This is a genomic window from Lactococcus sp. S64 (genome assembly GCF_016516525.1).
In the GTDB taxonomy this organism is placed as follows: domain Bacteria; phylum Bacillota; class Bacilli; order Lactobacillales; family Streptococcaceae; genus Lactococcus; species Lactococcus lactis.
In genome coordinates this window covers 218,476-244,529 of record NZ_JACVUQ010000002.1, presented here as the reverse complement: position 1 = coordinate 244,529, position 26,054 = coordinate 218,476, and the positions used below count along the sequence as shown (strand labels likewise).

Annotated in this window: 29 protein-coding genes; 25 read left to right on the top strand and 4 right to left on the bottom strand. The window is 35.4% G+C overall.

Annotated features, from left to right (window positions below; genetic code table 11):
- The first annotated feature begins 51 nt into the window (after positions 1-51).
- The 12 genes from IAE51_RS03570 to serB all read left to right on the top strand — a co-directional run bounded on the left by IAE51_RS03570 (position 52) and on the right by serB (position 10,602).
- A complete protein-coding gene (locus tag IAE51_RS03570) occupies positions 52-495 on the top strand; it encodes a hypothetical protein (RefSeq protein WP_200094749.1) in 444 nt (147 codons plus the stop codon).
- A 24-nt stretch (positions 496-519) separates the two neighbouring features.
- The gene (prfA, locus tag IAE51_RS03565; RefSeq protein WP_003129495.1) at positions 520-1,593 is read left to right on the top strand and encodes a peptide chain release factor 1; all 1,074 of its coding nucleotides are present in this window, start codon (positions 520-522) and stop codon (positions 1,591-1,593) included.
- Entirely contained in the window at positions 1,593-2,120 is a 528-nt protein-coding gene (locus IAE51_RS03560; protein ID WP_012897309.1) for a hypothetical protein, read from the top strand. The genes prfA and IAE51_RS03560 overlap by 1 nt, the downstream gene beginning before the upstream one ends.
- A 62-nt stretch (positions 2,121-2,182) precedes the next feature.
- Entirely contained in the window at positions 2,183-2,938 is a 756-nt protein-coding gene (nfsA, locus tag IAE51_RS03555; RefSeq protein ID WP_080735897.1) for an oxygen-insensitive NADPH nitroreductase, read from the top strand.
- A gap of 105 nt (positions 2,939-3,043) precedes the next feature.
- Complete coding sequence (gene prmC, locus IAE51_RS03550) at positions 3,044-3,856, top strand: peptide chain release factor N(5)-glutamine methyltransferase (RefSeq protein ID WP_017864195.1); 813 nt, start codon at positions 3,044-3,046, stop codon at positions 3,854-3,856.
- A gap of 33 nt (positions 3,857-3,889) precedes the next feature.
- Positions 3,890-4,354, top strand: a complete 465-nt coding sequence (locus IAE51_RS03545) for a GNAT family N-acetyltransferase (RefSeq protein ID WP_012897311.1) — start codon at positions 3,890-3,892, stop codon at positions 4,352-4,354.
- Between the two features lie 332 nt (positions 4,355-4,686).
- Positions 4,687-5,271: an L-threonylcarbamoyladenylate synthase gene (locus IAE51_RS03540; protein WP_026138870.1), complete on the top strand. Its 585-nt coding sequence runs from the start codon at positions 4,687-4,689 to the stop codon at positions 5,269-5,271.
- A 229-nt stretch (positions 5,272-5,500) separates the two neighbouring features.
- The gene (gene glyA / locus IAE51_RS03535; protein WP_021723141.1) at positions 5,501-6,748 is read left to right on the top strand and encodes a serine hydroxymethyltransferase; all 1,248 of its coding nucleotides are present in this window, start codon (positions 5,501-5,503) and stop codon (positions 6,746-6,748) included.
- Positions 6,749-6,908: 160 nt separating this feature from the next.
- The gene (locus IAE51_RS03530) at positions 6,909-7,511 is read left to right on the top strand and encodes a lysozyme family protein (RefSeq protein ID WP_023163835.1); all 603 of its coding nucleotides are present in this window, start codon (positions 6,909-6,911) and stop codon (positions 7,509-7,511) included.
- Positions 7,512-7,637: 126 nt separating this feature from the next.
- Positions 7,638-8,735: a phosphoserine transaminase gene (gene serC, locus IAE51_RS03525; RefSeq protein ID WP_021723139.1), complete on the top strand. Its 1,098-nt coding sequence runs from the start codon at positions 7,638-7,640 to the stop codon at positions 8,733-8,735.
- On the top strand, positions 8,732-9,928 hold the full coding sequence (locus IAE51_RS03520; protein WP_017864199.1) for a phosphoglycerate dehydrogenase: 1,197 nt from the start codon (positions 8,732-8,734) through the stop codon (positions 9,926-9,928). The genes serC and IAE51_RS03520 overlap by 4 nt, the downstream gene beginning before the upstream one ends.
- Positions 9,929-9,951: 23 nt before the next feature.
- A complete protein-coding gene (serB, locus tag IAE51_RS03515; RefSeq protein ID WP_010905459.1) occupies positions 9,952-10,602 on the top strand; it encodes a phosphoserine phosphatase SerB in 651 nt (216 codons plus the stop codon).
- A 118-nt stretch (positions 10,603-10,720) separates the two neighbouring features.
- Here the strand turns inward: serB and IAE51_RS03510 are convergent, their stop codons facing one another.
- The gene (locus tag IAE51_RS03510) at positions 10,721-11,014 is read right to left on the bottom strand and encodes an acylphosphatase (protein WP_003129511.1); all 294 of its coding nucleotides are present in this window, start codon (positions 11,012-11,014) and stop codon (positions 10,721-10,723) included.
- A 323-nt stretch (positions 11,015-11,337) separates the two neighbouring features.
- On the opposite strand from IAE51_RS03510, the gene IAE51_RS03505 reads away from it, so the two are divergent.
- Positions 11,338-12,096 (top strand): RNA methyltransferase, encoded by a 759-nt coding sequence (locus IAE51_RS03505; RefSeq protein ID WP_058203209.1) that lies wholly within the window; start codon positions 11,338-11,340, stop codon positions 12,094-12,096.
- A gap of 144 nt (positions 12,097-12,240) precedes the next feature.
- Here the strand turns inward: IAE51_RS03505 and IAE51_RS03500 are convergent, their stop codons facing one another.
- Positions 12,241-12,684: a flavodoxin gene (locus IAE51_RS03500; protein WP_003129515.1), complete on the bottom strand. Its 444-nt coding sequence runs from the start codon at positions 12,682-12,684 to the stop codon at positions 12,241-12,243.
- 148 nt (positions 12,685-12,832) lie between these two features.
- Positions 12,833-14,338, bottom strand: a complete 1,506-nt coding sequence (locus IAE51_RS03495) for an MDR family MFS transporter (RefSeq protein WP_098396264.1) — start codon at positions 14,336-14,338, stop codon at positions 12,833-12,835.
- Between the two features lie 213 nt (positions 14,339-14,551).
- On the opposite strand from IAE51_RS03495, the gene IAE51_RS03490 reads away from it, so the two are divergent.
- From IAE51_RS03490 to IAE51_RS03480, 3 genes are all read left to right on the top strand, one after another.
- Entirely contained in the window at positions 14,552-15,178 is a 627-nt protein-coding gene (locus tag IAE51_RS03490) for a TetR/AcrR family transcriptional regulator (RefSeq protein ID WP_200094747.1), read from the top strand.
- A gap of 283 nt (positions 15,179-15,461) precedes the next feature.
- On the top strand, positions 15,462-16,316 hold the full coding sequence (locus tag IAE51_RS03485; RefSeq protein ID WP_003129519.1) for a methionyl aminopeptidase: 855 nt from the start codon (positions 15,462-15,464) through the stop codon (positions 16,314-16,316).
- A gap of 31 nt (positions 16,317-16,347) precedes the next feature.
- The gene (locus IAE51_RS03480) at positions 16,348-17,241 is read left to right on the top strand and encodes a YihY/virulence factor BrkB family protein (RefSeq protein WP_010905463.1); all 894 of its coding nucleotides are present in this window, start codon (positions 16,348-16,350) and stop codon (positions 17,239-17,241) included.
- Positions 17,242-17,331: 90 nt separating this feature from the next.
- Here the strand turns inward: IAE51_RS03480 and IAE51_RS03475 are convergent, their stop codons facing one another.
- Positions 17,332-17,778 carry a GtrA family protein gene (locus tag IAE51_RS03475; protein WP_003129522.1) on the bottom strand — a complete coding sequence of 149 codons (447 nt, stop codon included), beginning with the start codon at positions 17,776-17,778 and terminating at the stop codon, positions 17,332-17,334.
- A 347-nt stretch (positions 17,779-18,125) separates the two neighbouring features.
- On the opposite strand from IAE51_RS03475, the gene IAE51_RS03470 reads away from it, so the two are divergent.
- The 9 genes from IAE51_RS03470 (at position 18,126) to IAE51_RS03430 (ending at position 26,042) form a co-directional block, all read left to right on the top strand.
- Positions 18,126-18,647 carry a TIM44-like domain-containing protein gene (locus tag IAE51_RS03470; protein WP_233611020.1) on the top strand — a complete coding sequence of 174 codons (522 nt, stop codon included), beginning with the start codon at positions 18,126-18,128 and terminating at the stop codon, positions 18,645-18,647.
- 31 nt (positions 18,648-18,678) lie between these two features.
- Positions 18,679-18,954 (top strand): DUF1294 domain-containing protein, encoded by a 276-nt coding sequence (locus IAE51_RS03465; RefSeq protein ID WP_200094745.1) that lies wholly within the window; start codon positions 18,679-18,681, stop codon positions 18,952-18,954.
- Positions 18,955-19,059: 105 nt separating this feature from the next.
- The gene (locus IAE51_RS03460; RefSeq protein ID WP_010905464.1) at positions 19,060-19,236 is read left to right on the top strand and encodes a DUF3272 family protein; all 177 of its coding nucleotides are present in this window, start codon (positions 19,060-19,062) and stop codon (positions 19,234-19,236) included.
- Positions 19,237-19,339: 103 nt separating this feature from the next.
- Positions 19,340-20,269 (top strand): HPr(Ser) kinase/phosphatase, encoded by a 930-nt coding sequence (hprK, locus tag IAE51_RS03455; RefSeq protein WP_003129528.1) that lies wholly within the window; start codon positions 19,340-19,342, stop codon positions 20,267-20,269.
- Positions 20,270-20,332: 63 nt separating this feature from the next.
- Positions 20,333-21,118 (top strand): prolipoprotein diacylglyceryl transferase, encoded by a 786-nt coding sequence (lgt, locus tag IAE51_RS03450; RefSeq protein WP_003129530.1) that lies wholly within the window; start codon positions 20,333-20,335, stop codon positions 21,116-21,118.
- Between the two features lie 167 nt (positions 21,119-21,285).
- Positions 21,286-21,705, top strand: a complete 420-nt coding sequence (locus tag IAE51_RS03445; RefSeq protein WP_003129531.1) for a DUF948 domain-containing protein — start codon at positions 21,286-21,288, stop codon at positions 21,703-21,705.
- A 29-nt stretch (positions 21,706-21,734) separates the two neighbouring features.
- Entirely contained in the window at positions 21,735-22,298 is a 564-nt protein-coding gene (locus IAE51_RS03440) for a YtxH domain-containing protein (protein ID WP_012897323.1), read from the top strand.
- 132 nt (positions 22,299-22,430) lie between these two features.
- Positions 22,431-23,849, top strand: a complete 1,419-nt coding sequence (gene gndA / locus IAE51_RS03435; RefSeq protein WP_003129534.1) for an NADP-dependent phosphogluconate dehydrogenase — start codon at positions 22,431-22,433, stop codon at positions 23,847-23,849.
- 180 nt (positions 23,850-24,029) lie between these two features.
- Positions 24,030-26,042 carry a potassium transporter Kup gene (locus IAE51_RS03430; protein ID WP_010905466.1) on the top strand — a complete coding sequence of 671 codons (2,013 nt, stop codon included), beginning with the start codon at positions 24,030-24,032 and terminating at the stop codon, positions 26,040-26,042.
- The last annotated feature ends 12 nt before the right edge of the window (positions 26,043-26,054 follow it).

The window sequence follows — 26,054 nt, the reverse complement described above, 5'->3', positions numbered from 1 at the left end:
TAAGATTAGAATTTTACACGAACAGACTTTATATCAAGAGGGAGGAACTCGATGTTTTATCATTTTAAAGGAACGATTACTGGTGAGGATTATCAAAGAATTCTTGGGCAAATGACCAAGCGGATGATGCTTGTTTTTTCAGGAATTATGCTTATTTTTTTGGTTATTAATTTATTTAGGAGTAAGGGGCAATGGCTTTGGCCGGTTGTTTCTGCTTTGCTTGTTCTTGTTTTAGGAAATCTTTTTTTACATTGGCAATTGAAAAGTCGTTTTTTGAAAAATTTTAAGCCACAAGAACTTGATATGTATGTGACAGAGGAACAAATTAAAGCTCAAATGAATGTACGTAATGTTGAAATTTTTTCAGATCGTGTGCACTTTTTTCAAGGTAGAAATCAAGTGATGATTTTTAAAAAAGACATGCTGCAAGATGTGACACAATGGGATTCATTTGTCAATATGGCTAAAAATTTACCATTAAAAACTAAAAACTAAAAAATAATTAAAGGAAATAGAGAAATGTTTGATCAGTTAGAATCAATAGTTGGAAGATATGAAGAATTGGGTGAGTTATTGTCTGACCCTGAGGTGGTTTCGGATACAAAGCGTTTTATGGAATTATCGCGTGAAGAAGCAGATTTACGTGATAAAGTAGCGACTTATAATGAATACAAAAAAGTTCTTGAAACAATTTCTGATAGTGAAGAAATGCTTGGCGAAGGTGGACTTGATGATGACATGAAAGAAATGCTCAAAGAAGAACTTTCATCAGCAAAATCACAAAAAGAGCTTTTGGAAGAAGAAATCAAAATCTTGCTTTTACCAAAAGACCCAAATGATGGAAAAAATATTATTTTAGAAATTCGTGGAGCTGCTGGTGGTGATGAAGCTGCACTTTTTGCTGGTGATTTGTTGAATATGTACCAACATTTTTCTGAATCACAAGGTTGGAAGTTTGAAATTATGGAAGCAAACATCACCGGAATTGGTGGGTATAAAGAGGTTTCAGCTTTAATTTCTGGTCCATCTGTTTATTCAAAATTGAAATATGAATCTGGTGCTCACCGAGTACAGCGTGTTCCTGTAACCGAAACACAAGGGCGGGTCCATACATCAACGGCTACTGTTCTTGTTATGCCTGAGGTTGAAGAATTTGAGATGACAATCGACCAAAAAGATTTACGTGTGGATATTTACCATGCCTCTGGTGCTGGTGGACAGAATGTCAATAAGGTTGCTACTGCGGTACGTATGGTCCATTTACCAACTGGGATTAAAGTGGAAATGCAAGAAGAACGGACGCAACAAAAAAATCGGGATAAAGCTATTAAATTGTTGAATACAAAAGTCTTTGATTACTATCAACAAATTGAATTGGATAAGCAAAATGCAGAACGTAAATCAACTGTCGGAACTGGGGATCGTTCTGAGCGGATTAGAACTTACAATTTCCCACAAAACCGTGTGACTGATCACCGGATTGGCTTGACTTTACAAAAGTTGGATAGTATTTTATCTGGGAAAATGGATGAAGTGATTGATGCTTTGATTGTCTATGACCAAACTAAAAAATTAGAAGAATTAAATAAATAATGGATTTTGAATTTGAAGATTTTGTTATTCGAGAAGTGGGACATGAAAATAGGAAAATGCAAACTTCGAAAAAGGTGAATAATGTTTCAACAGATGTGACTATTTTTAAGGTCAAAGGCTTTGATTTATCTTTTGATTTACTTTATTGCAGGGGTGAAAATGGAGATGTTTGGGTAGTTGCTGAAAAGATGGAGTCTCTTTCTAAGCATTTGCACCGAGCGCAAAGAACTCGGATGTCAATTGAAAATTATAAAGAAAAGCAATATTGTCGACTTTGGCAAGAAGTAAAAAAAGATGAAGACTGGAGTCGGACCAAGAAAAGTTTACCTTTGTCTGAATTGGGAAAATATAGTAAAAATCCTTTACGTCAATCTTTCTCAGAACTTGGAGCAAAACTTGGAACTTTAGAAGAGTTGGTTTCCGAAACGAATCAAAATCGAAAGCAGTATGCTTTGCTTTTTCCAGCTCAAGAAGTAAAAATCCCTTTATGTGCTTATCTTTTAACTCGAATTTCACCTCTTATTTAGTAGAGAATCTTGTAAAATAATGATTACTTATAAAAATTATTAGTAGTGAGGAACTTATTTTGATGAATGATGAAACAATCATGAATCCAACGATTGAAAAAATGTTGCTCCACGCATCAGTTCGTGATTTTAAAGCAGAACCTTTGTCAGCTGATGTCAAGGAGTTGTTGCTAAAAGCTGCACAGTCTGGAGCTTCATCTAATTTTCTACAAGCTTATTCAATCATTGAGATAGCGGATAATGATTTACGTCGTGAACTGGCTAAGATATCAGGTTCAGATGATTATGTGAATCAAACAGGTGTTTTTTATATATTTGTGGCTGACTGGTATCGACAAGCTCAGATTTTACGGACAGAAAATAAAGATGTGAAGGCTCTCCAGAATATGGAAGCGTTGACGGTTGCCATTGTTGATACTACAATTGCTGCACAGAATATGGCGATAGCTGCAGAATCTATGGGGCTTGGAATTTGTTATATTGGTGGGATTCGTAATGATATTGCTAAAGTGGCAGATTTACTGGATTTACCAGAATTGACTGTTCCACTTTTTGGTCTTACAATTGGGATACCAAAAACACGAAATGAAGTTAAACCACGTTTACCAAGAGCAAATATTTTGTCAGTTAATGCTTATAATCATGTGGCAGTAAGGAATTTACAGGCTTATAATGAACAAACTTCAGCTTATTATGCCAATCGGAGTCATCATCAAAAGTCTACTGATTGGACGCAGGAAATGAGCAATTTTCTGACAAATCCACGGCGTGAGGATGTTGCCAAATTTTTGAAAAAGCAAGGATTTACATTAAACTGAAAAGTTGATTAAGCCTGATTTTATTGGGCTTTTTTGCTATACTTGGAAGAGTAATTTAAAAAGATATTAGAAAAATAATTAATATTGGAAAGTAGAAAAAGAAAAATGCTTTGGATTGAAGCTGTGCGAACTTTGTCAGCAGATTTAGAAGACCCTTTTGAGTTGGAATTTGTCTGGCGAAATTTACATGAACTTGATAAATTATCTTGGTTGAATTTAATGCGAGAAAAAATTACTGACCAAGAATTAAAATTACTGACAGAAGTGTCAAAACGTCTTCATCAAAATGAGCCTCCACAATATATAGTGGGTTGGGCAGAATTCCGTGATTTGAAATTGAAGGTCGATGAGCGTGTTTTAATTCCTCGTCCGGAAACTGAAGAATTAGTGGAAATGATTTTGGCTGAAAATGAGAATGATTCCCTCAAAATTTTAGATATTGGAACGGGGTCAGGAGCGATTGCCATTTCTCTTGCTCATGCGCGTGAAAATTGGTCAGTAAAAGCTTCTGATATTTCTAAAGAGGCACTAACTTTAGCAGCTGAAAATGCTGAAATAAATCAGGCTAATTTGGAATTCATTCAATCAGATGTACTAGATAAAATTACTGACAGCTTTGATATTATCGTTTCTAATCCGCCATATATTGCTTTTGATGAAACTTACGAAATGGATAATTCTGTCATTAAATATGAACCTGATTTAGCGCTTTTTGCGAAAAATCAGGGATTAGCAATTTATCAAAAAATTGCTGACCAAGCGGTCAATCATCTGACTGATAATGGAAAAATTTATTTGGAAATCGGCTATAAGCAAGGGCAAGCTGTGCAAGCTATTTTTCAAGAAAAATTTACTGACAAGCTTGTTAGTATTCATCAGGATATATTTGGAAAAGATCGAATGATTAGTGTCAAATGATAAAAGCTACTGTTGCTATATTTAAGGAGAAAAATGAATTCTTTAATTTTTGAACAAGTATTTCAGCAAAAAGAAGATTTTTTACCAATATTATTATTAGCTGATGATGGACCACATTTAGAAAATTATCTGGAAAATGGTGATTTGTTTACTCTGTCATTAAAAAATGGCAAGACCGTTGCCTGTGCTGTAGTCATAAAAAAACAAAAAAATACTTTTGAAATTGAGAATTTCGCGGTAGAAACTAGTTTTCAAGGACAAGGATTCGGTCAGCAAATGATGAAACAACTCATCACATATTTGAAAGAAAATTTAGCAGCTGATGAGCTAATTCTTGGAACAGATGATGTTTCAAACAATGTAGCTTTCTATGAAAAATGCGGCTTCACAATTACTCATAAAATTTCCAATTATTTTCTTGATAATTATGATCATCCTATTTTTGAAGGAAAAGTTCAGTTAAAAGATAAAATATATTTAAGAAAGAAGTTAAAATGAAAGTTGAAAATGATTTACGAACAATGTCCTCTTTTTTGCAAGTGCAATTAAAAGATATCAAAACTTTGGTTGAGTCAAACAAGATAGACCAAGCTAAAGAAAATTTGAAGTTTGTGCAAGGGGGACTCAATAATTTTGCTAACGAACTTGAAAAAGTCGAAGGTGGATTTTATGGTATTATTGGTTTTCTCTTTCGTCGTCCCTACAAAGTACCCGATGATTTGAAAAATATTAGAGAAAATCTTTTTATTGAAGCAAAAACATTACAAAAAGAACTAGACAAGCAGTCAGAAAAAGAGAATAATAATAAAAACCGCTTATCAGCTAGAGCTATCAAAGCACTAAAATCTGGTCAGTTAGCTATTTTACCGACAGAAACAGTTTACGGTCTCTTTGCAGATGCGATGAATGAAGAAGCAGTCCAAAAACTCTATTCAGTTAAAGGACGTCCAACAGAAAAAGCTTTAAATATGAATATTTCAAGCTTTGAAGATATTTTAAAATATTCAATCAATCAACCAGTTTATCTCCAAAAAATTGTGGAAGCCTTTCTTCCTGGCCCTTTAACCATTATTTTAGAGGCATCTAAAGATGTTCCTGAATGGATTCATATTGGAAAAAGTACTGTTGGTTTTAGAATGCCAAATATTGCAGTAACTCAAAAAATTATCAAAGAAGTCGGTGTTTTGGTCGGACCTTCTGCCAATTTAAGTGGTTCTAAAAGTCCAAGTTTCTTTGCCGATTTAAGTCCTGAAATTTTAGAAAATGCCGCAGTCGCTGTTCAAGATGATAGCATCTATGGACTAGATACAACAATCATCGATTTGACGCAAGAAAAACCAAAATTACTGCGTCAAGGGGCTGTTACTAAAGAAGAATTACTTAAAAAAGTTCCTGAACTTGGTCAAATTGAATAAAATAAGCTGAAAAAAGTAATCTAAAAATTTCCGAACATTCTTTGGCAATGATGAGATTTACAAGCCAACTTATTTCAAAAAAGAGCCTTTAGCCGATATAATAGTTTTAGAGTTGAAAGTTTGCTTGCGAAAGTAAACTAAAATTAACTGATTAAGTTTATAGCGCCAATGACTATAAAATTCTACTTATATTTTTTAAAATATCCCAAAAGACATACAAGGAGAACCAATGATTTTTGATAAAGAAGATTTTGAAAGTTTTGACCCAGAATTGTGGGCAGCCATTCATGCTGAGGAAATTCGTCAGCAACAAAATATTGAATTAATTGCTTCAGAAAATATTGTTTCAAAAGCAGTTATGGCAGCACAAGGTTCTGTTTTGACAAATAAATATGCCGAAGGTTATCCTGGGAAACGTTATTATGGCGGAACAGAAGCGGTTGATGTTGTAGAAAATTTGGCTATTGAACGAGCAAAAGAACTTTTCGGTGCAAAATTTGCCAATGTTCAACCTCATTCAGGTTCTCAAGCCAATGCGGCAGCTTATATGGCATTAATTCAACCTGGAGACACAGTCTTAGGAATGGATTTAAATGCTGGCGGTCACTTGACTCATGGGGCTTCAGTCAATTTTTCAGGAAAAACTTATCATTTTGTTCCTTATGGAGTTAATTCTGAAACTGAGCTTTTAGATTATGATGAAATTTTAAAAATTGCTAAAGAAGTTCAACCTAAACTGATTGTTGCTGGCGCTTCTGCCTATTCACGCCTGATTGATTTTGCTAAGTTCCGTGAAATCGCTGATAGTGTTGGAGCAAAATTAATGGTTGATATGGCACATATTGCTGGATTGGTAGCGACTGGTGCGCATCCTAATCCACTTCCTTATGCTGATGTCGTTACAACAACAACTCATAAGACACTCCGTGGCCCTCGTGGTGGAATGATTTTGACTAACGATGAAGCTTTGGCCAAGAAAATTAACTCTGCAATCTTCCCTGGAACTCAAGGTGGGCCTTTAGAACATGTCATTGCAGCAAAAGCAGTAGCTTTTAAAGAAGCACTTGACCCAGAATTCACAACCTATATTGAACAAGTTATTAAAAATACGCAAGCAATGGCTGAGGAATTTGCTAAAGTGGAAGGCTTACGATTGATAGCTGGTGGTTCAGATAATCATTTGCTTAATCTTAAAGTTTTAGACTTAGGAATTAATGGGAAAGAAGCTCAAGATTTATTGGATAGTGTTCACATCACACTCAATAAAGAAGCAATTCCTGATGAAACATTATCACCATTTAAAACTTCAGGGGTGCGAATTGGAGCAGCAGCAATTACATCAAGAGGATTTAAAGAAGTTGAAGCGAAAAAAGTTGCACAATTGGTTTCAGAAGCTTTGGTTAATCACGATAATCAAGAAAAACTTGCGGAAGTTAGGAAAGCAGCTTTAGAACTGACTCGTCAATTTCCCTTATAATATCAAAAAATTAGACAAAGAAAATTTGTCTAATTTTTTAATGTTAAGCTAAATTTAAAAGAGAAGTGTTATAATAGAACTTATATAAAAAATGACTGCAAAAAAATAATGATATGTGCTAGTAAAGAATAAGAGCAGTCAGAAAATTTAGGTAAGTGAAATGTTTAAAAAATTAATTGGATTAATAGTACTGATACTTCTTGTATTCAGTGGTTTTTATGTTTACCGTATGCATGAAAATGTGAAACACGTAATGTCTTATGAGGCAGAGGTCGAAAAAAGCCTTAAAGCACAAGGCTTGAGTGGTGATACAAAGTTGGCTTTGGCAATTATTTATACAGAAACTAAAGGAAAACAAGTTGATATTATGCAATCAAGTGAAAGCTTGAATGGCACAACAAATACTTTCTCAACAGAACAAGAAAGTATTAAACAAGGTATTTCTAATTTGTCAAAAGTTTTAGAATATGCTTCACAAAAAAAGGTCGACGCTTGGGCAGGAGTTCAGGCTTATAACTATGGGAAGGCCTATGTTGATTACATAGCTGCTCATGGTGGAAAGAACACTATCGCTCTTTCTAAGGATTATTCTCGTGATGTCGTTGCGCCAAGTTTAGGAAATACAACGGGTGAAACTTATTATCATTTGACTCTGGATTCATTGATTTATAATAAAGGAAAACTCTACTCTAATGGTGGGAATATTTTCTATGCCAAAGAGGTTGAATGGAACATGCTCTTACTTGATTTATTAAATTGGTAAATTACTGTTAAGATAGAAAAACACAGTTGACTGTGCTTTTTTGTCGAACAGTATTTTTTTATATTTGAATTATCAGAAAATTATACTATAATAGTGATTAATAAATAATTTGAGGAAGTGAAATCGATGATTTATAATTTTGGCGCAGGACCCAGTGTACTTCCAAAGGAAGTCTTGAAGAAGGTTCAAGAAGAACTGTTAGACTTTGAAAAAAGTGGTATGTCAGTGATGGAAATTTCGCATCGCTCCAAGGCTTTCCAAAAAGTAATTGATGAGGCTGAGAACGATTTGCGTGATTTGATGTCAATTCCTCAAAACTATAAAATTTTGTTTTTACAAGGGGGAGCTTCCAGTCAATTTTCAATGGTTCCAATGAATTTGGCAATTGGCAAAAAGGCTTATTACAATATTTCGGGCGCCTTTGGTGAAAAGGCTTATGATGAAGCGGTGAAATTGAGTCATTTCCTTGATTTAATACCGATTAGTTTGGGCTCAACTAAAAAAGATAATTATAATCATCTATTGAAAATTGATAAATCTAAAATTGATGAAAAAAATGGGGCATATCTCCATTTGACAACGAATAATACGATTGAAGGAACAAGTATTTTTCCTGAAAATTTGCCTGAGTTTGCAAGCCTTCCTTTGGTTGCTGATATGAGTTCAAATATTTTGGCGGTTGATTATGATGTGAGTAAATTTGGCTTAATTTACGCTGGAGCTCAGAAAAATTTAGGTATTGCTGGTTTAACCATTGTCATTATTCGTGAAGACTTACTAAATGAAGCTGAAAGCCTCTCATCAATGATGGATTATAAGATTTTGGTTGAAAATGGGTCGATGTACAATACCCCACCGACTTTTGCTATTTATGTGGCCGGGCTGGTTTTCAAATGGGTAAAAGCGCAAGGTGGCGTAAAAAAACTCGAAGAAATGAATCAGAGAAAAGCTCAATTGTTGTATGATTTAATTGACCAATCTGACTTTTATCAGAACCCAATCAAAAATAAAGATGAGCGGTCGATTTGCAATGTTGTTTTTACAAGTCCAAGCCAAGAATTGGATGAGCTATTCACCCAAAAAGCTGAAGAAAAAGGTTTCAAATCACTCAAAGGTCATCGTTCCGTGGGAGGAATGAGAGCAAGTATTTACAACGCTTTTCCTTTAGAGGGGGTTGTTGAATTAGTGAAATTTATGAAAGAATTTGAAGAGGGATATAAATGACTTATCATATCAAAACAATTGGAAATAATATCGACCAAATCGCATTAGATGAAATTGGCGAAGGCTTTCTTGTTAATCAAGTGTCAGAAGCTGAATCTGACGCATTTATTTGTCGGGCTCAGCCTTTCCACGATTATGAATTTTCCAAAGCGCTTTTGGCGATTGGACGTGCTGGTGCTGGTTTTAATAATATTCCGATAGAAAAGTGTGCCAGTAAAGGGATTGTAGTCTTTAATGCGCCTGGTGGGAATGCCAATGCGGTTAAAGAATTAGTTTTGTCAATGATGATTTTTGGAACGCGTAATTTAAAACCAGCAAACAAATGGTTGACTGGTCAAAAAGGCGATGATAATACTATTGATGGGGCGGTTGAACATGGGAAAAAGGCGTTTTCTGGTTCTGAAATTTCAGGAAAAACTTTAGGGGTAATTGGCCTTGGGAATATTGGTTCAAAAGTTGCCAATGATGCACAGCGTTTAGGAATGAAAGTTATTGGTTATGACCCTTATCTTTCAATTGAGCACGCTTGGAACTTGTCACATCATGTTAAAAGAGTGAATGATTTGGCTGAGATTTTTGAGAAGGCAGATTATATCACGGTTCATACGCCAGCGACGGATGAAACGACGAAAATGCTCAATTGGAAAAATTTATCTAAGTGTAAAAAGGGAGTGATTTTGCTCAATTATGCACGAGATGAGATTACGGATAAAGAAGCAGTGCTTAAAGCGATTGATGAGGGAATTGTCCGCTTTTTTGGAACGGATTTTGGTTCTGAAAAATTTTATCATCATCCACAAGTTTTTTTAACTCCTCATTTAGGTGGTTCAACGGCGGAAGCCAGTTTAAATTGCACAAGAATGGCTCTGGATTCTGTTCAAACTTATTTGAAAACTGGCGAAATTATTAATTCAGTCAATTTTCCACGTGTTTTGCAAGAGTTGAATACGCCTTATCGTGTGACCTTAATCAATAAAAATGTGCCTAATGTTGTGGCTCAAATTTCACTTGCGGTGGCAGCAGAAAATATTAATATTGCTAATATTGTTAATCGTGGTCAAGGAGATTATGCCTATACTTTACTTGACTTGGATGAAAAAGATGAAGGAAAGTTGGCGGCTTTAGTTTCACGTTTTGAGGCTGCTGATAATATTATTCGTGTTCGCTTAATTGAAAATCAGAGTTTAGTTTAAAAAACGAATAGAAAAGGAAGAAAATGGCTGCAAAAGGATTACTTGTGATGGATGTGGATAGCACATTGATTGAAGAAGAGGTCATTGATCTCTTAGGGGAAAAAGCGGGTATGGGTGATAAGATTTCAGAAATTACGGCTGCCGCCATGTCTGGCGAAATTGATTTTAAGGAATCTTTGAGAGAAAGGGTGGCTTTGCTTTCTGGTTTGCCCACAACTATTTTTGACGATGTTTACAAAGAAATTCATTTAACTAAGGGTGCAACGGGATTAATTGAAACTTTGCATGCGAAAGGCTGGAAAGTTGGCCTTGTTTCTGGTGGTTTTCATGAAATAGTGGATAAAATCGCAAGAGATTTAAAAATAGATTATGTTTTTGCAAATCGTTTGTCTGTGGAAAATGGCCATTTGACTGGAAAAACTCATGGGACAGTTGTGGATAAAGATTTCAAAGTTGATAGGCTCAAACAATGGGCAAATGAAAATAAGTTGAATTTATCTGAGGTTATTGCTGTAGGTGATGGCGCAAATGATATTCCAATGTTAAATACAGCTGGTATTGGGATTGCCTTTTGTGCAAAACCTGCGGTCAAAGCTGCTGTTTCCTATCATATTGATAAGCGAAATTTACTGACCGTTTTGGAATTTGTGGATAAACTTGCTGATAAAGAATAAAATGTAAATGTAAAAAATTACTGACGGAATTTCCGTCAGTAATTTTTCTTATCTGCCGCTTCAATGCTCGTTTCAGTCGCATTGAACTGACAAGCTTTTTGTCAGTATTTTTTAATTTCTAATATTTGATATTGAAGTCAGTGAAATCAGGAAAATTTGCAGGGCTTGATTTGACATCAGTGACTTTAGCAAAGGGTGAAAGACGTCCTTTACTTGATTTTTCCCCACGAACAATGGCAGTGAATTCTTCTAATTTTTTTTCGTCCTCTGTTTGCGCGAGAATTTCAACTGTACCGTCATCATTATTCCAAACACGCCCTAAAATGCCCAGTTCACGCGCACTTATGATAACAAAATAACGAAATCCGACACCCTGAACGCGCCCAGAAACAATCATTTTTACTTTGAACATCTTAAGACCTCCTAGCTTTATGTTGTTGAAATGATAATAATTAAAACGTTTTCTTTTATTATAACATAAGCACCAGCAAGATTGACAAAAATCTGATAAAAGTTTCACTGCTTATGCTTTGCTGTCCAAACCAAAGGGATCTATGTTTTTCATAAGTCACAATCACTTAGTGGGAAATTATCCTTTTTAGATGAAAGAACTAGCATATCTGTAAGCCAGTAAAGTGGCGACAGCTATCTTACACTTCATTTGATTATCAATGCAATGGGATACTGGCAATGTAAAACTTTGTTTCGCCTTACTGGCTATGATATAATTGGAGAATGGAAATCATCAGTTCAAAAGATAATAAAAAAATTAAAGAAGCAAGAAAATTGCTGACAAAAAAATACCGCAAAAATTCATATCTCATCGAAGGCTTTCATTTGTTGGAGGAAGCGCTGAAAGCTGGTCGTTCAATAAAGCAAATTTTTGTTGAAGAAAATAAACTGACTAAACTGACAGAAATGATTGGGTCTGAAAAATCACTGACAGACTTATCTGTAAATCTGGTCAGTAAAGAAGTGTTGAAATCTTTAGCTGACAGCGAAAGTCCACAAGGACTGATTGCTGAAGTGACAAAAATTGAAGAAGTCATTGATTTTTCAGCAGCAAAATTTTTACTTTTAGAAAACGTACAAGACCCAGGAAATGTAGGGACAATGATTAGAACAGCTGATGCGGCTGGATTTTCGGCTGTTATATTACTTGGAGAAACCGCAGATATTTACAGTCCAAAGGTCATGCGGTCTATGCAAGGCTCAAATTTTCATTTGCCTCTTGTACGAATGGCTAAAGAAGATTGTTTTGCTCAACTTAAAAAAGCAGGCATTTCAATATTGACGACCACGCTGTCAGCAAATTCTGTGTCTTATAAAATAATCAATGAACCACACTTCGCATTGATTATGGGAAATGAAGGGGCCGGAGTCTCTGACGAAGCCGTTAAAGCTGCTGACAAACTCGTTCATATTGACATGCCAGGACAAGCAGAATCTTTAAATGTGGCTGTAGCAGCTGGAATTTTGATGTTTTCATTATAAAATTACTGACAAATCAGTCCAAACAACCGAATATCAAATTGGTAGACAAAAAAATTACTGACAGAACCTCCGTCAGTAATTTTTTTGCATTTATATTTATTTTTCCGTCTTTGTCAGTAATTCTTATCACATATCTTAACTCAATCAGTTAAAGTGAGCCGCCAAAGTTTCCGCAAAGGCTTCGAGATGAGCTTCGTCTTCATCTTCAGGAGACAAGTCAACACGAACAAGTTCAGCTCCTTTTGTTGCGCCAGTTTTTTCAAATTGCGCTTCAAACATATCGACACAGATACAGAAGTCATCATAGAAAGTATCACCTGACCCGAAACAACCGTAAATTTTACCAGATAAATCAACCTCAGCTAATTCTTCATAAAAATCGACAATTTCGTCAGGTAATTCACCGTCACCGTAAGTGTAAGTTCCAACGATACAAAGATCAGCATCAGCCATCTCATCGGCATCAACAGAAGAACATTCGTCAAGTTCTACTTCAAAACCTAATTCTTCAAGTTTATCAGCGACAATATCGGCACAAGCTTCAGTATTTCCTGTCATACTTGCATATACAATTTTTGCTAATGGCATTTGTTCACTCTCCTATAAGATGCAAGGAGCCATACAATTTAGCGCTCCAAGCTCAGTTAATTGATTAAAGTTCATCTATCTATTATTGAGATAATTCAATTCAATTATATCAAAAAACAAGTGAAATCAAAGCTAAAAACTACGAATTTTATTTGTTGACCTTCTTTTGTGAAAGGAACATGGCTGGAATAGCAATCACAATTAAAACAATCGAAGAGACAAGAAAGCCAAGTTGATAACCATTAAGCGTGACTGCTTTTTCAACAGAAGTTTTTGCTCTTGCAATGACAGTCGGTGTTAAATTGGTGTGCATCGCCGCTAATTGATGTAGTTTAGTTGTCATCTGTCCAGCAATTTCAGACGTCACAACCGCCGTCACAACTGCCGAGATGACGGCTGAACCAAAAGATGAACCAACGTTTTGAATGATTCTTTGTCCTACTGATGCACCAGGGATATCTTGTTTGTCTAAACCAATGAAAATATCAGTCATCATTGGCATTTGCAAACCACCAATTCCCATTCCACGAACAAATAAAACCAATCCCAACCAAATCAAATTTGTATTTTCGTGAACAAAAATGAAAGGAATTGTTCCAAGAAGGGAAATAGCCAGGGAAACAAGTACTACAGGACGAGCTCCCATACGGTCAATCATCTTCCCAATCAAAGGTCGAGTCACCATCATACCAATCCCTTGGGGAATCAACATTAGACCTGCTTCAACGGCTGTAAAGCCTTTTGTATTTTGAAAGAAAAGTGGCAGTAAAAGCATAGGTCCATTAGAAGCAATTCCAGCTAAAAAGATTCCAATATTCGCTGCAGTGAAGTTTTTAGATTTGAAAAATCTGAGTGGAAGAACAGTATTATTTTTGCGAATGCGATTATAAATTCCGTAAATAACAAACAAGGCTAAGCCAATGATGACAAAAGTAATCATTTGACTATTGAAAAAATTTTTAGCATTAGTTGAACCCTTCATCATTCCGTAAATTAATCCCACAGAACCGCCAGCCAAAAGGAGTGTTCCAAACCAATCTAGTTTAGCTTTAGGGTTGAAAGGTTTGAAAGAACTTAGATAAAAATGATTAAGGAGGACTGCAATAATTACAACCGGAATATTAACATAGAAAATCCAGTGCCAATTTGCTCCAGATACAATTGCACCACCAAGTACTGGCCCGATAATTGGTCCAAGAATAATAGGAGTTGAGACAACAGCCATTAATTGACCAAGTTTATCTGGAGGCGTAATTTGCATTAGCAGGGTTGTCATCAGTAAAGTGATAAAACCAGCTGAAAATCCTTGAACAGCTCGGAAAATGATAAAACTATCAATATTCCAAGCAATTCCAGATAAAAAGCTAAAAAGTCCAAAACTAAGGAGTGACCACTGCATTACTTTTTTTCCATCAATGTGATTGACAACATAACCACAGACAGGGACGGCTACAGCAAGTGCAAGAACGTAGCCTGTAATTGCCCACTGAATCATGTCTAGTGAAGTATGTAAGTCACTTTGAAGTTTGTTGATTGCGATATTGACCATGGTTGAATCAAGCATTGGAGCAATAGCACCAATGACTAAAATCCAAGCATTTCGCGTCAATTCCTTTGGCAATTTTTCTTTTTCATTCTTTTTTGATTTTGCCATGTTAATCCTTTCTTTCGTCTGAGCGAAAACTAAGTTATTAAAACTTAGGAATTATAATTTAAAAATAACATACAATTTGTATCTTAAATACAAAATTATTATAAACCTAAGAATAAGTTTTGTCAATAATAAGATTCTTTTTGTATCTAATTTGATTTGTTGGTATTAGATAAAGATGATGTTATAATAGAATTAAGAAACACGAGGTCTCTTATGTTTGAAGAAAAAGAAAAAAAATCACCTAATCATTCTCGAAGAAGAGGGGATGAACTTAAGAAAGCAATTTATAAAGCGGCAGTTCATATTTTAGAAAATGAAGGCTACGAAAAAGTAACCTTTCAAAATGTCGCAAAAGAAGCCAAAACCACACGAAGCGTACTTTATCGTTATTGGGATGATGTTTTTGACTTAATTTTTGAAGCTGTCCGTTTCAATATTTCACAAAATCCTGAGTGGCGAGGAAATGTGATAGACCAAGAAATTAACAGTGGGAGCTTGCGGCAAGATTTAATTGAACTTTTAACCTTTATGAGAGAGAATTTTAAACTCTATCCCAAAGGATTTCTGGCCTTCGTTTCATTTATGCAGTCACAAGGAAAAAATGTTCTTGAATCGACCGTTGGCAATGTCCTTCCAAGTAATCTGATTATTATGGAACGCTTGCTTGCAAGGGCTCAGGAAAGAGGGGAAGCGCGTGAAAAAATTGGGCAAACAGCTAAGCTTTTACCTTTCCAGATGACCCGTCATCATATGCTCCTTGAAGGTCAATCCATGAATGATAAGCAAATTAATGAATTGGTAGATGAAGTTTTACTGCCAATTTATATAAAAAACACCTAGTTATAGGGAAATTTATGGTAAAATAAAGTGTATTTATACTAAATAGACTGTTTTGGATTACAAAAAAATCTGTTCAGTTGAATTAGCATTCAAAGTAATTTTGAAAAGGCTCATGATTGTCGAAGAAAATTCTTATAGATAAAGTCATAAATACTATCTTATAAGGATTCAGTAACCCCAGTAAATGAAAATTTATTTTTCGATGAAGTATGAGTCACTTCAAAACATTAATTTAAATAAAAAGAACTGAGTTTTTCTCAGAACTTTAGAAGGAAAGAATAAATTGATTACATTAAAATCGCAACGTGAAATCGAGCAAATGGAACGTAGTAGCAAAATTTTGGCAGATATCCACATTGGGCTTCGTGAGTTGATTAAACCAGGGATTGACATGTGGGAAATTGAAGAATATGTCCGCAAAGTTTGTAAAGAAAAAAATGTTTTACCTTTACAAATCGGAGTGGATGAAGGAAATTATAATCCATTCCCTTATGCTACTTGCTGCTGTTTGAATGATGAAGTGGCTCACGCATTTCCACGTCATCAAATTCTTAAAGATGGTGATTTGATTAAGGTTGACATGGTTCTCGGGTTGGTTGAAGATGGTTCTGTTGATGTTTCAAAACTTAATTTTGACGATGCTGAATCAATGGTTAAATATCAAGAAGAATTCCGCGGTGGCGTTGCTGACTCTTGCTGGGCTTATGCTGTAGGCCAAGTTTCTGACGAAGTAAAAAACTTGATGGATGTGACCCGCGAATGTCTCTATCTTGGAATTGAACAAGCCAAAGTAGGCAACCGTATTGGTGATATTGGGGCAGCTATTCAAGAATACGCTGAAAGTCGTGGCTATGGTGTCGTTCGTGACCTTGTAGGACATGGCGTTGGACCAACAATGCATGAAGAACCAATGGTGCCCCACTACGGACGTGCTGGACGTGGACTTCGTTTACGCGAAGGAATGGTCTTAACCATTGAACCAATGATTAACACTGGGGGTTGGGAAATTGACCATGATGGTGAACGTGGTTACGTTACACTTGACGGAAGTTTATCATGTCAATACGAACACCAGTTTGTTATCACTAAAGATGGTCCTGTGATTTTGACTTCTCAAGGCGAAGAACGGACTTATTAAGAAGTAAAAGGAAAAACAGATGAGAGGAAAGATGAAAAAAGTTATACAAAAAATTGCTGAGCTAACGACAACTTTTATGACTTTTTTCAAAAGTTCAGAAATGAGTCTGTCTTCAATTGCTGTTGCCTATTACCTTTTACTTGCAATCTTTCCTCTAGGATTGATTGTTGGAAATATTTTACCCTTCTTACATATCAATACAACAGCTTTATTGAGTTTTTTGTCTGAGCAACTCCCAAGTGATGTTTACAAAGGAATTGAACCAGTCATTAATAATCTCTTAAATCAAAGAAATACAGGCCTACTTTCACTCTCTGTTTTGGCAGGCTTTTGGACCTTTTCAAGAGCCTTATCTGCTCTACAAATGTCAATGAATAAAGCTTATGAAGTCTTTAATCATCGAGATTTTATTGTCAGTCGAATTATCGGTTTAGCTGCCGGATTTGCGATTTTACTCTTTCTTTACTTTTCAATTGTTCTCTCTACTTTTGGACAATTAATTCTTGAACAAGTTCATCGCTTATTTCCTTTTGATGATCATCTCTACCGAACGTTACACAATATGACTTTACCAGCGATTGCTGTAGCGACCTTTTTATCTTTGATGATGCTTTATTTTATCCTACCAAATGTTAAAATAAGAAAATTGAGATACACCATGCCTGGAACAATATTTTCAACCTTTGTTCTTGTTTTTCTAACCAACTGGATTGCAAAATATGTTAGCTTTGCTCTTCAACGATTAGATGACTTGAAATTGATTGGGTCATTGGTCGTCTTTGCACTGATGATTTGGTTTATTTTCATCGCCCGCGTTTTGATTATTGGTGCCATATTAAATGCTGTTTATCAAAAAACAAAAGTTGGTAAGATTGAAACACGACGTGGTGAAATTGTTGAATTCATCAAGGAAATTAGAAAATAAGAAAACTGATAAAAATGAAAAAAATACTGACAGATTTTCTGTCAGTATTTTTTTCATCTTGTCAGTAATTTTCTATCAGTAAAAAATTAGTTATTCTGTTAAATTTTTATCTTTTTTGAAGACAAAGAATTTTGAATAAAGATAGTTAATAACAATAATTAAAACTTGAACGACGAGGTTAAGAGCAGCAACCATATTATTTTTAGAAAGTCCAAAAAGATTCATCAAAATATCAGGATGTTGGTCAATGAACCACCAGTTAATAAAGATGGATAGGAGTAAAAGAACAATTCGTCCTGAAGTAAAATTGATGAAATCACGTAATAAGTTTGATGATTCATGTTTGAAAACAAAAAGTTTATTGGTAAAAAATGCAAAAATAATACTTGAAGCTTGAGCGGCAGTTTCTGAACCCCAGCCAGAATGCCAAGCTTGCCAAGTTAACCATTTGACAAAGGCATAGACTGCTGTTGCTAGGACTCCGAAAATGAGATATCTAACAGTTTCAGACTTAAAAAGATTCATGAGTTTTTTCATGAGGTAATTATATCACACTCTTTTAATAGACTCCACTAAAAGTAGCAATTTAACAGATGTTTCAAATAAAAAGGGAAATAGGGTATAATAACAAAATATATATAATAAAATCAGTGACAAAGAAAAGGAAATAATTTTTGAATCAAATGATGAAGAAAGTGGTTATTTTATTGCTCGTCAGTGGCTTAGTTTTAGTCACACCTCATGCTTTTGCAACAGCATGAGGATTTCGGGGGGGAGGAAATAGAAGTACAAGAACTGGCGGTAATTTTGGAGGTGGAAATACTAACAGCCATTATAGTAATACTGGTTCTAATAGCTATACTTTTAATTCTAGGACATCTAGAATGGGGAGCAGGTATAATAGAGGAAGGATTTGGAAATGGCTGATTGTGCTTGCCGGTCTCGGATTTTATTTTATAAGAAATAGAGTTAAACTTCCCTTTAAAAAAAGAGGTTATTTTCAAGAAAAGACATTAAATAATTCAGCTTTGGAAGCAGAAATAGAAGCAATTTTTCTAAAAGTTCAAGATGCTTGGGATAAACATGACTTACGAGCTTTGTCCGAATCTTATGGTGATAATTTATATGAAAAACATGAAAAAATTCTCCAAAAGATGAGTGACAAAGGTCAAATTAATCACACGCGTAGTGTGGTTTTGGATGGAATCACGCGTTATAAAGAAGTAAAAGATAATCAATTTGAAGTTGACCTCTATTTTGTAGCTATTGACTACCTTGTTTCTGTTAATTCTGGTCAAATTATTGCGGGAAATACTCAGGAAAGACGGGCGTTTAAACAACGTTGGACTTTTAGTGGTCAAAAAGGGGCTCTTCGAGTTGAGAAAATGAAAGAATTTAAAATCTAATGATATTTAGTATAGATGTGAAGGGAGAAAAATGATTCTTTATTTATTAGTTTTATTAGCAGTTTGGAATCTTATTGTTTTTGTTTTTTATGCGGTAGATAAGTACAAGGCCAAACATCATCTGTGGAGAATTCCTGAAAAAGTTTTACTTGCACAAGCACTTTTAGGTGGAGGGATTGGAGCAATTTTGGCTGGGCATCTCTGTCATCATAAAACTAGAAAATGGTATTTCAATTTCTCATGGTATGTGGGACTATTGGTTGATGCTGGACTTATCTTTTTAATTATCAAATTCTTTGCTAAATAAATCATCAAATTGAAAAGCTTTTTAGAAAATAAAAAGCTTTTTTTATTAAGGATTATTCAACACAATCCATTGACATTTCTGGCTTAAAAATGTCATAATAGAGGCATGCCTAAACAACGATTTTATTCTTTTATGATTGGAACGGTACTTGAAGCTTGGATTTTCAGCTGGTCCTTCCTATCTGCTTCGTGGTTTTTAGCCACGTTTTTCGGCTTTCTTTTAGTACGCCGAATCTTCCTTGCTTATCGCTTGGATAAATTTATACGTGATATGAAAATGTGATTTTTATCACAATTTTTATTATAAAAGTACTGACAAAGTTTTATGACGAAAAAATATTCTCTGTCAGTTGTTCTTATTTATGAAATAATAGGGGAGACTTACAATGGCGGTTTCAGTTCAAGATTTACTTGACAAAATTCATTTTCATGTGATTTACTCAACAGAAACAGCATTACAAAAAGAAATTACAACTTCAGAAATTATGCGCCCAGGTTTAGAAATGGCTGGGTATTTTGATTATTTCACACCCGAACGAATTCAACTTTTTGGGATGAAAGAATGGTCATACATGATGACTGTAGTTGGAGATAATCGTTATGACCTCTTGAAAAAAGTCATGGCCAAAGAAACACCGGTTGTTATTGTTGCACGTAATTTAGAAATTCCTAGTGAAATGGTGGCAGCAGCTAAAAAGTCTGACATTGTTTTACTTCAATCACGTGAAGCAACCAGCCGATTGAACTCAGTATTGACCTCATTTCTTGATGAACGTTTAGCTGAAAGAACGACTGTTCATGGTGTTTTGATGGATATTTTTGGGGTCGGCGTTCTTATTCAAGGGGCTAGTGGGATTGGTAAATCAGAAACTGGTCTTGAGTTAGTCAAACGTGGCCACCGATTAGTTGCTGATGACCGTGTAGATGTTTTTCAACGGGATGCATTCACACTTTCTGGGGAACCCGCAGAAATTTTGCGCAATATGATTGAAATTCGTGGCGTTGGGATTATTGACGTGATGAGTCTTTTTGGTGCTGGTGCTGTTAAAGATTCAACGGATATTGATATGGCTATATATTTAGAATACTACGATAAGGAAAAAGCTTTTGACCGTTTGGGAAATGCACCGACTATTGTTGAATTTTCTGATGTTGAAGTCCCACAAACCCGCATTCCTGTAAAAACTGGGCGGAATGTGTCAGTAATTGTTGAAGCTGCGGTTATGAATTTTAGAGCTAAGCAAATGGGCTTTGATGCAACAAAAACTTTTGAAGACCGTCTCACTGATTTAATCAGTCATAATAAAGAATCATAAGATAAAACTTAGAAATTACTGACCGAAAATTCTGTCAGTAAATTTAGAAAACTGATAAAAAATATGAATAATCTATTTCCCTTTTTAGCTTTAAATAAGATTGCACTCCAATTAGGGCCGCTAGCCATTCACTGGTATGCTATTTTTATTGTGGGCGGTGCCGCATTAGCCGTTTGGCTCGCATGTAAAGAAGCCCCAAAGCGTAATATAAAAACTGATGATATTATTGATTTTGTTCTCTTTGCCTTTCCTTTAGGAATTGTTGGAGCGAGACTCTATTATGTCATTTTCCAATGGTCTTACTATAGTCAACATCCTTCACAAATCATTGCCATGTGGGATGGTGGCGGAGCCATCTATGGAAGTTTAATCGCTGGAGCAATTGTCCTCTTTGTCTTTAGCTACTATCGAATGATTCATCCGCTTGATTTGCTTGATATTACTATCCCGGGTGTTTTTCTCGCTCAGGCAATGGGACGTTGGGGGAATTTTGTCAATCAAGAAGCCTATGGAAAAATTGTTTCAAATTTAGACTGGCTACCTGCTTTCATTAGAAATCAAATGTTTATTGATGGTCATTATCGAATGCCTACCTTCCTATTTGAAAGTATTGGTACACTAAGCGGTTTTATTCTGGTCATGGTCTTTAGACATCGAATTAAAGGCTTAAAACGTGGGGATATTTTTAGTTTCTACCTCGTCTGGTATGGAGCCGTTCGTTTTATTGTTGAAGGAATGCGAACAGATAGCCTAATGTTAGGACCTGCTCGTGTGTCACAATGGCTTTCAGTTTTATTAGTAATTGTAGGACTTGTTCTCTTTATTTATCGCAGAATGAAAAAAAATTAAGAAGTCTATCCTTCAGGATAGACTTCTTGTCATAAAAAAATGTAAGTTATATTAGAAAATAGCGAAACAATTTGTTATAATGAAGTCAAATAGAATCGCTTTCATCAAAATGAAAGAAGATTGAAAAAATGGGTGCTGATTTTATACCCGAATAAAGAGGAGGAAACGTGGGAAATATTGCATTATTGATTATCGCGATAGCATTTGCTGTATTGGTGGTCTTCTTAGTTATTGTATTACATAAAGTTTCTAAGGTTGTAGAAGAAGCCAACCGTACAGTCAAATTAGTTTCTAGCGATGTAGATGTCTTACTTCATCAAGCTGATGGCATAATGACTAAAGCCAATACCTTGCTTGATGATGTTAATGGGAAAGTCGCCACGATTGACCCTTTGTTTACAGCGGTTGCTGACTTGTCTGAAAGTGTTTCAGACATCAATGCTTCAAGTCGTAAACTTGTGACACGTCTTAATAGAGGTTCAACAAAACGAAAAACAACTTCAGCTTCAGCAGTCGTTTTGGCAAAAACAGCCAAAAAATTCTTTGTTAAAAAAGATAAAACTGAAGCGGGTGTAAAAGTAAATTAAACTTGCTTACGAAAGAAAGGACTTAACCGATGTCAAAAAAAACAGGATTTCTAGTTGGTGCTTTAGTTGGTGCCGCAGCTGCTCTATTTTTAGCTCCTAAAAAAGGAAGCGAACTCCGCGAAGGGGCTGGAAAAATTTATGATGATTTAAAAGAAAACCCTCAAGAAACATTGACTGGAATGAGAGATACTGCTATTGATTTCTCAGCTGAAAAATTTAATGAGATCAAAGAAAAATTTGATTCAGGTGAAATTTCAGCTGACAAGGCCAAAGAATTTTTGCTTTCAAAACGTGATTTAATTATGGAAAAAGTTGACTCAGGTGAACTGTCTAAAGATTCAGTTGTTGATTTCTTCAATGATACTAAAGATGCTGTCGTTGAAAAAATTAATTCAATGAAAGACAGTGGAGAAGAACTCTTTGATGAAAATGAATCAGACATCTCAGAAGAAGCCGCAGAAGTTGTGGCTAAGTTCAGTGATGCCAAAGATGAAGTGAAAGAAGATATTGATACTGAGTCTCTTGCTGAAGAAGCGAAAAAAATTGCTGACAAAGCCAAAGAATTAACAAATTTTCCTGACGAAAAAGAATAAAATTTAAAATCTGTCTTTAAGGCAGATTTTTTTGTCATGTAAAATATTTACATACTTAACTATGGTAATTGGAAATAAATTGCGTTATACTATATAGTATAGAATATAAAGAAATACTCTGGAGGATTTCAAATGGCACAAGCAAACTTTGGTGTTGTCGGAATGGCTGTAATGGGGAAAAACCTTGCACTCAACGTAGAGTCACGTGGTTATACCGTTGCAATTTACAACCGTACGACTTCAAAAACTGAAGAAGTTTATAAAGAACATCAAGATAAGAATCTTGTTCTCACTAAAACACTTGAAGAATTTGTTGGAAGTCTTGAAAAACCACGTCGTATCATGCTCATGGTTCAAGCAGGAGCAGCGACAGATGCGACAATTAAATCACTTTTACCACTCTTGGATAAAGGCGATATCTTGATTGATGGTGGAAATACTCATTTCCCAGACACAATGCGTCGTAATGCTGAACTTGCAGACTCAGGTATTAACTTCATCGGTACAGGAGTTTCTGGTGGTGAAAAAGGTGCACTTTTAGGCCCATCAATGATGCCTGGTGGCCAAAAAGAAGCCTACGATTTGGTTGCACCAATTTTTGAACAAATCGCAGCTAAAGCTCCTCAAGATGGTAAACCATGTGTGGCTTACATGGGAGCAAACGGTGCTGGACATTACGTTAAAATGGTTCACAACGGAATTGAGTACGGCGATATGCAATTGATTGCTGAATCTTATGATTTGTTGAAACGTGTTCTTGGTCTTAGCAATGCAGAAATTCAAGCCATTTTTGAAGAATGGAATGAAGGCGAACTTGATAGCTACCTCATTGAAATCACTAAAGAAGTATTGAAACGTAAAGATGATGAAGGCGAAGGCTACATCGTTGATAAAATTCTTGATAAAGCAGGAAACAAAGGAACTGGTAAATGGACTTCAGAGTCTGCCCTTGACCTTGGTGTACCACTTCCATTGATTACAGAATCAGTATTTGCTCGTTACATTTCAACTTATAAAGATGAACGTGTTAAAGCAAGCAAAGTTTTATCTGGACCAGCGGTTAATTTCTCAGGCGATAAAAAAGAAGTCATTGAAAAAATCCGCAAAGCGCTATATTTCTCAAAAATTATGAGTTATGCTCAAGGATTTGCTCAACTTCGTAAAGCTTCTGAAGAATTTGATTGGGACTTGCCTTACGGTACAATTGCACAAATTTGGCGTGCTGGATGTATCATTCGTGCAGAATTCCTCCAAAATATTACTGATGCTTTCGACAAAGATAGCGAACTTGAAAACCTCTTGCTTGATGACTACTTTGTAGACATCACAAAACGTTATCAAGAAGCTGTTCGTGATGTAGTTTCACTTGCTGTTCAAGCAGGAATTCCAATTCCAACATTCACATCAGCAATTAGCTACTACGATAGCTATCGTTCTGAAAATCTTCCAGCTAATTTGATTCAAGCCCAACGTGATTACTTCGGTGCTCACACTTATGAACGTACAGACAAAGCTGGAATCTTCCACTACGACTGGTACACAGAAGATTAAGTTGAAAAATAATTAATTAAAAGCTAGAATTTTCTAGCTTTTTTTCTTATAAATTTTGCAGTATTCTTTAGACCATTTTTTAACAAAAAATCAAGAAATTGTTATATGATTTAGGTAATCAAATGTGAATTATTTACTTTGATAAATTTTATGGAACTAGAGAAAGTTGAGGAAATTAGAATGGGTTATGAATCTAATCGCTCATTTAATAAAGCAACAGGTGCCGGTTTCATCATCGCAATGGGAATTGTTTATGGCGACATCGGAACGAGCCCTCTTTACACAATGGAATCAATTGTCCAAGGCCAAGGGGGGCTTGAGCGAATCTCAGAAACGTCAATTATTGGGGCACTTTCGCTCATTATCTGGACGCTGACATTAATTACAACAGTCAAATATGTGTGGATTGCTTTAAAAGCGGATAATAATCATGAAGGCGGAATTTTTTCATTATTTACTCTTGTTCGCAAGTATGCAAAATGGTTAATTATTCCGGCAATGATTGGTGGTGCTGCTTTGCTTTCTGATGGAGCCTTAACACCTGCCGTAACGGTTACGTCAGCAATAGAAGGCTTGAGGTCAATTCCAGCTTTTCATGAAGCTTTTGGTCAGCAGCAATTACCGATTGTTATTATTACTTTAGCGATTTTAGCGGTCTTATTTTTAATTCAACGATTTGGAACTTCAATCGTTGGTAAAGTGTTTGGACCAGTCATGTTTATTTGGTTTAGTTTTCTTGGAATTACGGGTTTGATTAATCTCTTTGGTGATTTTTCTGTTCTTCAAGCAATTAATCCTTATTGGGCAATTCATTTACTTTTAAGCCCAGAAAATAAAGCTGGAATTTTTGTTTTAGGTTCAGTCTTTCTGGCAACGACGGGCGCAGAAGCTCTTTATTCCGATTTAGGACACGTTGGTCGGGGAAATATTCATGTCAGTTGGCCTTTTGTTAAAGTTTGTATCATCCTATCCTATTGTGGGCAAGGGGCATGGCTTTTACAAAATCGCGGAAAATCATTAGGAGATATCAATCCATTTTTTGCTGTCCTTCCTCAAAATTTAATCATTTTTTCAGTAATTTTAGCAACCTTGGCGGCAATTATTGCCTCACAGGCATTGATTTCTGGTTCATTTACTCTTGTGTCAGAAGCTATTCGTCTTAAACTCCTTCCTCGATTAAGAATTTTTTATCCAGGAGAAACTTTCGGACAATTATATATTCCAGCCGTAAATTTGGGACTCTGGTTGGCAGCGAGTTTTATTGTTGTCTATTTCCAAAGTTCTGCTCACATGGAAGCGGCTTATGGTTTAGCAATCACAGTAACCATGCTTATGACAACAACATTGTTAACTGTCTATTTAAGTCACTATCAAAAAGTTAAAAAAGTATTGGTTGGCCTATTTTTCACCGTTTTTATCTTTATTGAAGGCTTGTTTTTTGCAGCTTCCGCTGTAAAATTTATGCATGGCGGTTATGTCGTTGTGATTATTGCTGCCATGATTCTATTTGTTATGGCAATCTGGCATAAATCTGATCAGCTTTTTTATAAATATCTTAATTCTTCAAATCTTAATGATTATAAAGAACAAATGGATAAACTCCGCAAAGATGAAACTTACGACCTTTATCATACGAATGTCGTTTATTTAACGGCTAAAATGGATAAAGAATGGATTGACCGTTCAATCTTGTATTCTATTTTGGATAAGCGTCCTAAAAAAGCTAAAGTTTACTGGTTTGTGAAGGTTAATGTTACAGATGAGCCTTATACTTCTGAATACGAAGTGGATATGCTAGGAACTGATTTTATTGTCTGTGTTAATCTATATCTCGGTTTTCATATGCGTCAAGAAATTCCTCGGTATTTACGGACGATTGTGACCAACTTGATGGAGTCAGGACGATTACCACAACAAAATCAAACTTATAGTATTACACCAGGACGAAAAGTTGGAGATTTCCGTTTTATTATTTTAGAAGAAAAACTAATTAATGCAAGACAAATGCCTGGCTTTGAACGATTTGTTCTTCAAACAAAAGAGCAAATTAAAAAAATTACAGCTTCGCCAGCACGTTGGTTTGGTCTTCACTTTTCAGAAGTGACGGTTGAAACTGTTCCTTTGGTTCTCTCGGATGTTAAAAATTTGGAAATTCACGAACGAATTTCAGAAGAAAATCAAGGAGAATCATAATAAAATAAAAGC